6 protein-coding genes and 3 pseudogenes are annotated in these 5,971 nt (G+C 45.7%); 3 read left to right on the plus strand and 6 right to left on the minus strand.

Translation table 11 applies throughout. From position 1 onward, the window contains the following. From L5M18_RS22560 to L5M18_RS22580, 5 genes and pseudogenes are all read right to left on the minus strand, one after another. Window positions 1-148, minus strand: a pseudogene (locus tag L5M18_RS22560) (IS4 family transposase); the annotation flags it as partial. A 709-nt stretch (window positions 149-857) separates the two neighbouring features. After that, window positions 858-1,133, minus strand: a pseudogene (locus L5M18_RS22565) (IS3 family transposase); the annotation flags it as partial. 246 nt (window positions 1,134-1,379) lie between these two features. Further along, window positions 1,380-2,465, minus strand: a complete 1,086-nt coding sequence (locus tag L5M18_RS22570) for an IS91 family transposase (protein WP_263198672.1) — start codon at window positions 2,463-2,465, stop codon at window positions 1,380-1,382. After that, the gene (locus L5M18_RS22575) at window positions 2,462-3,352 is read right to left on the minus strand and encodes a tyrosine-type recombinase/integrase (RefSeq protein ID WP_012088873.1); all 891 of its coding nucleotides are present in this window, start codon (window positions 3,350-3,352) and stop codon (window positions 2,462-2,464) included. The genes L5M18_RS22570 and L5M18_RS22575 overlap by 4 nt, the downstream gene beginning before the upstream one ends. A 78-nt stretch (window positions 3,353-3,430) precedes the next feature. After that, window positions 3,431-3,900: pseudogene (locus L5M18_RS22580) on the minus strand (transposase); the annotation flags it as partial. A 41-nt stretch (window positions 3,901-3,941) separates the two neighbouring features. Between L5M18_RS22580 and L5M18_RS22585 the strand changes: the two are divergent. The 3 genes from L5M18_RS22585 to L5M18_RS22595 all read left to right on the plus strand — a co-directional run bounded on the left by L5M18_RS22585 (window position 3,942) and on the right by L5M18_RS22595 (window position 5,649). Next, the gene (locus L5M18_RS22585; protein WP_263198673.1) at window positions 3,942-4,415 is read left to right on the plus strand and encodes a hypothetical protein; all 474 of its coding nucleotides are present in this window, start codon (window positions 3,942-3,944) and stop codon (window positions 4,413-4,415) included. Further along, entirely contained in the window at window positions 4,408-5,133 is a 726-nt protein-coding gene (gene istB / locus L5M18_RS22590; RefSeq protein ID WP_317629910.1) for an IS21-like element helper ATPase IstB, read from the plus strand. Before L5M18_RS22585 ends, istB begins: the two co-directional genes overlap by 8 nt. Window positions 5,134-5,223: 90 nt before the next feature. After that, window positions 5,224-5,649, plus strand: coding sequence for a hypothetical protein (locus L5M18_RS22595; RefSeq protein ID WP_263198674.1), 426 nt, complete (start codon window positions 5,224-5,226; stop codon window positions 5,647-5,649). A gap of 103 nt (window positions 5,650-5,752) precedes the next feature. On the opposite strand, the gene L5M18_RS22600 is transcribed toward L5M18_RS22595, so the two are convergent. After that, a partial coding sequence (locus L5M18_RS22600) for a transposase domain-containing protein (protein ID WP_263198675.1) occupies window positions 5,753-5,971 on the minus strand: 219 nt, incomplete at its 5' end.

The raw sequence follows: 5,971 nt of genomic DNA on the forward strand, positions 1-5,971 counted from the left end.
TTTCGACCTTTCGACCTAACTCAGTCAAGGTCAGTGTCTTACATTCAATCAGTGCCTTAGAGGCCAGCATCAAGCTGTTTAATCGTTTTAGGTGAAGTTCTGGGCAGTATTGGTGTAAAGAATGTTGTAGGATATTGGCTTCGCGCATCTTGTTGTCCAAGTGTAGTTTTTAGCGAAACCATTTGATCATGCAACAAGATGCGCTTCCACTCTAATTTGATGATTTATTTGTAAATCATCAGGGGATTCTTCAGAACTGTGTCCCTTCGCCATGTAATGGGCTTTCCCCATCTCAGACTACTACGAACGCTCCGCCAGCTTGTTTGTCATCAGGGTCATGCTCCCTTAGCATTCAAAACAAACCTTCCCCGGTTTACCTACCTGAACTCGAACATATTGGGGTGGATGCCGATCGCAGTCTTTGACCTTATCGTACTGTAAGGTGATGATGCTTAAACGCAGAATTGTGATTTAACGTTTATCCATTAATAAGTACATATTTATTACTCATTAACTCGGTAATAGTGCCCATACATTTAGCACTATTGCAGCACCATATTACCTATTAATTCGTGTAGGCAATGGCGACGTTTCAGCCCATAGATGCGGGTTAATCGGTTCATGTTCTTCATCCGTCCAATACTTAGTCTAGAGGAGCATCTTGGCTTAACGAATTCGCCTCACTCCCCGTTGTCAGCGAGTTACATCACCTTATCAGCATACGATAAGTCACTGCCGCTCAGACTCAACTATCTGCACAACCAGATAGTGCCATAAACAATGTAGCTCCTGCCGTAGTGTTCATCTATTTCAGATAGACTCGTGGTTCATTAAAGCATTCCATGCTAGTGCTGAACTCCGGGCACACAATAGGTCACGTCACCCGCCCAAACCTCATTAGCCGATACGGGGTTAAAGTTCATGTTTAGCAGGTTATCTGCCACTGCATCTGAGTGTTTTCGCTGTGTCGTCACCTTGTAAGCGCGTCGCTGGGTTGCTTTGAGTCGAAGGCGGTGCATAATTTTACGAACGAGATAGCGACCAACCTGGTAGCCTTCCTTGCGCAATTTCTTCACCATTTCACGATTTCCTAAGCTGCCTCGACTTTGCTTAAATAGCTGTCTAACAAATAAGGATAGGCCGCGCGTAGCCGCGACCTTATCCCAAGTGTTGAACAAGCCCGATGCTGGTTGTTGACACTTTATTATGCAAATAGCTGATTGAGAATTTGAGGGTGCTAAGGTCGTACTTTGAAAGAGACTTTTTTGCAGACATGATCCGCCCTTAGCGAACGAGCTAATATTTTTATCACTTGTTCATCAAGCTGTTATCGAGTCCTCATTCTGTTTGGTTAACCCGTTATCCTTATACTTCTCGCCTTAAGCGGTGATATTAGCGCCTGTCGGTCGATGATGCATATGAACACCCATAAAATGCATAGCTTGATGGCAGCAAGGGCAATAGCGCACGGCTAAGGTACGTTTGACCTCAGGTAACATGGGGAACACTGCACCTGCGACAGCCAACATCAGTTGGATTTGTTGCCGTAGCTTTTTGGCATTGCCTCGCAGTAAGCCATAGTCTCGTACTCGCCGTAATCTTTTGGGTAACACATGTTGCAGTACCAACCACAGAAATTCGACGGCGGGCAAGCTGCGTACTTGTTGGCAGCGGGCCTGACTGTCTTGATAGGTAAAACTCACCTGATTATCGACATGACGACAAATACTGCTGTCGGGTAAAACGCCCCGATAAAGGTAGCGCGACAGATATTGCAGTGCAGGTTCGCCTTTACCCACGAACTGACAATCGACCACCCATTTCGAGTGGGATTGATGTGGTAGGGTGAGTTGAAGCGTGTCACTCAGATAAGCCAGTAAACGTGCTCGCCACACCTTGGCAAGATTAAAGGCGTTAAATAAGTAATGGGTTTGACACTTGCGCCATTGCCGCTTGCCTGAGTGGTAGCTCCCTGCTGGGATAATGAAGTGCAGATGTGGATGGTAGTCTCTGCGCCGACTGTGAGTATGCAGTACGCCGGTGAAGCCGATGTCACCACTGAGCTTAGGGGAGCGTGCGGCAAAGTCTTTGAGTACACTCGCTGCCACGGTAAACATGGCGTGATAGAACGGCTCGGGTTGCGACTTCGCTATGGCTCTTAATTCAAACGGCAAGGTAAAGGTCACCATAAAATAATTCACCGGTAATAACTTGGCTTGTTGTTTATCAAGCCAGTCACATGTTGTGCCATGTTGGCACTGTGGGCAACTGCGATGACCGCAAGAGAGCGGAAACTCAAGCTGTTGCTCGCAGGTTTGACAATCCCAGCAACTCACCCTCGCCGTGTTGCAACGACAGCTGAGCATGGCATGGATAGCAGCATGTATTTCTGGGGTGATTTGATGGGCATAACGCCGCCGAAAATCCGCCAGATGTTGGCGTAAAATATCGATAAACTGGCTCATAACCCACACTCCCACCTCAAAGCTAAGTCGTTGGTCAGTTGGTTAATTGCCTCACAGGTATTTTTACGGGTGATATCAGTGAGCCGCGTGTAACGGGCGGTGGTATTCAGGCTGTGATGGCCAAGCAGTGTTTGCACTGAGCGCAAATCGAGTCCTTGCTCCAGTAAATGGGTGGCATAACTGTGGCGTAGACTGTGCGGACTGATGGCTTTATGAATGTTGCACTCGGCAATGACTTGCTTCATGGCTTTTTGGAGCCCGCCTCTGTCCATGAGTGAGTCAGGTTGATTATCTTTACCCGGAAATAGCCAACGAGGATGACGGTGGGTGCGCCAATAATAGCGTAAGGCTAACAAGGTGCGTTGAGGTAACGGCACCAGTCTATCCTTGCCACCTTTAGCATCACGGATATGCACCTGCATCAGCCCCGCATCAATATCCCCGACCTGTAATGAAATTGCTTCACCAAGGCGCAATCCCATGCTGTACAGGGTTAAGAAACAGACCTGATAACGCAGCTGACGCGTGAGGCTGATAACTATCGCGACCTCGCAGGGCGTCAGGATATCGGGCAGGTGTTTCACCTGTGGTGGCTTAACAATATTAAGCCACTGCCAAGATTTATTGAGGACGTGAAAGTAGAAAAACTGCAAGCCGTTACGGTCGAGTTTGACGGTGCTCCATGAATGTGAGGCAATTAAGTCGGCAAAATAGCGCTTTAAATCATCGGTGGTCAGGGTATCGGGGCAGCAGTCAAAATATGCCGCAATACGGCGTATAGCTCGGCTATAGGCATCAATGGTTGCAGGCCGCTTGCCTTGCAAGGTTAAGTTGGTAAGATGTTGTTCATAAAGTAAATCAAAGCGTTGTTGTTCGTGAATGTCCATGATGATACTCCTAGGTTTGCGACCGAAGCAGGTCGCGTCTAGCAAGTATTTAGGATGAGGGGCAAAAGGATGGTTTTATCTTGTTCCTGCCGCAAAGCGGCTTCGTTCAACAAGGCGATAAAGCTTCAGTGTTTCAAGGCTTATCACGTTTGCAGGGCGTTTATGCCAATCGTAATAGCCTGACTTACTGACACTCATTACTCGGCATAACAGTGTTATAGGAAACAGGTTAGATTGCTGTTTGATGAAACGAAATCTTACTTCATTTCTCTCGCAAAGAAGGCGCTTGCCTTTTTTAGAATTTCTTTCTCCATGCGTAATTCTTTGTTTTCTCTACGCAATCGTTTCAACTCATCACGCTCAGATTCTTCTAAGGTGATACCTTGTTTCAGGGCTTCGTGTTTTTCCTTCCAGTTGTAAAGCAGGCTCGTGCTAACTCCAAGAGACTTTGCCGCATCGGCAACGCTATAACCTTGTTCTAGCACCATCAAGACGGCTTCATCTTTAAATGCCTGCGGATAACTCTTATGTGATTTCTTCAGACTCATATAGACCTCTTAATTTATTGACCATACTGTCTCAAAATTAAGTGTCCGATGGGATTAGACCAGAACTCCGACTAGAGTTATTCTATGGTACTGATTTTATTCAAGAGTTAGAGCGCGTGTATGCATCTAAAGGCTCTCGAGCTCGCAGTATTAGCTACTTACATGTAATTGACGCACTAGTTAAAAAGCCATTGGCGTTTCGCAATTCGCAGCTACGTGATGATTTACTTCCGGACGACAATTACAAGGCCATCTGGAAATACGTCGACGAACACCTTTTAGCGGATAAAGCGAGCTATTACATGGTAAAACTGCTGCATTTAGCCAAACAAAGTGGCTGTGAGCGTCAATTAGGGCGTTTTGTGGCAGCGTCAATTACTCAGCGACAATTACCGGCCATCCGAGAGTGTGAGAAGCAGTTTTTGTTCATTGAACCAAACACCCCCAAAATGACTATAAAGCAGCACAGCTTGAGCTCTTACAGCAGCATGATACCTGGAGGCTTAAATGGATAACTCAACCGCCTCACTCCCGCTCATGCTCAAGCAGCTAAAGCTCGCGACAATGGTTCAACAATGGAACACGCTGGGTAAAAAGGCGATAAAAGAACAATGGAGCCCTCAGCAATATCTGTCTGAGTTATGCCACATCGAGCTTGCAACGCGTGATGACAGGCGTCTTCAACGGTTTCTCAAGGACGCTAAATTACCCGTGGGTAAGAACCTTAGCAACTTCGATTTTAATCTTGTTGAAGGCGTTAATAAGCATCTTATTGCCGACTTAATTAATCAACCAAGTTGGTTAAAGCTCGGTGGCAACATCCTGCTTTTTGGTGCCAGCGGCTTAGGTAAAACGCACATCGCAAGCAGCATTGGCTACGGCCTGATCGAACAAGGCCACAAAGTTAAGTTTATTGCGGCCTCAGCTATTGTTCAGCAACTGCAGCAGGCGAAGCAACACTTACGACTGCAAGATGAGCTTCTAAAGCTTGATAAGTACAGTTTATTGATCATCGATGATGTTGGTTACGTTCGCAAAACGGAACAAGAAACGAGTGTGCTTTTTGAGCTGATTGCGCATCGATATGAGCGCCACAGCATGATCATCACATCGAATAAATCGTTCGACCAATGGGATGAGCTTTTTGATGACTCAACGATGACCATAGCGGCTATCGATCACTTAGTTCAATTCACTGCGAAGGTGAAAGTTATCGTCGTAAAACTGCCCTGAGTAAGGGCGATTAAAATTCGGTATCAACCGGCCAAGATAATTGTCGGAAAACCGGCCAAGATAATTGACGCTAGATACAGAACAAAGTTTATGTCTAAGCTTGTGGAGTTAGACAAAAATAATCACCTTTATTCTCTAGCTTGGTCAGAGTTTTCTTCATGCATTCGAGTTTTATTAGACAACAAGTATGTGTTCCAACCTTTTTGGGACTTCCACAATGGGAAGTTGAATGAAGAAGAGTGGATAATACGTTTTGCTGATGCAAAAGTAAGAGCAAATACAGCGCTTTCAACTAGGCGAACTGATTCGCTAAATACGCTAATTCTGCAGCGTTTATATACTTTGAGAAATCAATTGATCCATGGTGGAGCAACTTGGAATAGCTCTGCTAATCGCGATCAAATTCGAGATGGCGTGGCATTTCTATCGAAGCTAGTGCCTATTATTATTAACATTATGATGGATAACTCCCATGAGCTGTGGGGGGATGCTAATTATCCTGTTATCAAAGATTAATGTTATTAATTTTAGTCGTCTATAATCTTAATCAGTAACAGTATGGGCAGTGAAATTTTTGTACCTATGGTCAGAAGCTAGGTATCCGTCCGGTGATCTGCACCTAGCCTAGTTTTGCATTCCAAGGTAACAAATGATCCAGGCTTTCTGGCTTGAGTGACAGCTGCTCTAGGCAGTACATGAGATAGTCAAAAGGCATCAGCCCATTAGCCTTGGCAGTTTCTATCATGCTGTACAGTATGGCACTGGCTTTTGCTCCATTGGCCGTGTTGGCAAATAGCCAATTTTTACGGCCAATGACGAACGGCTTTATGGCTCGCTC

The sequence above is a fragment of the Shewanella sp. SM20 genome (assembly GCF_025654545.1).
GTDB classification, from domain to species: Bacteria; Pseudomonadota; Gammaproteobacteria; order Enterobacterales; family Shewanellaceae; genus Shewanella; species Shewanella oncorhynchi.

Coding starts and splice junctions, on each gene's coding strand:
- L5M18_RS22575 (WP_012088873.1), bottom strand. CDS start 3,352: ATGGACATTCACGAACAACAACGCTTTGATTTACTTTATGAACAACAT.
- L5M18_RS22570 (WP_263198672.1), bottom strand. CDS start 2,465: ATGAGCCAGTTTATCGATATTTTACGCCAACATCTGGCGGATTTTCGG.
- L5M18_RS22595 (WP_263198674.1), top strand. CDS start 5,224: ATGTCTAAGCTTGTGGAGTTAGACAAAAATAATCACCTTTATTCTCTA.
- istB (WP_317629910.1), top strand. CDS start 4,408: ATGGATAACTCAACCGCCTCACTCCCGCTCATGCTCAAGCAGCTAAAG.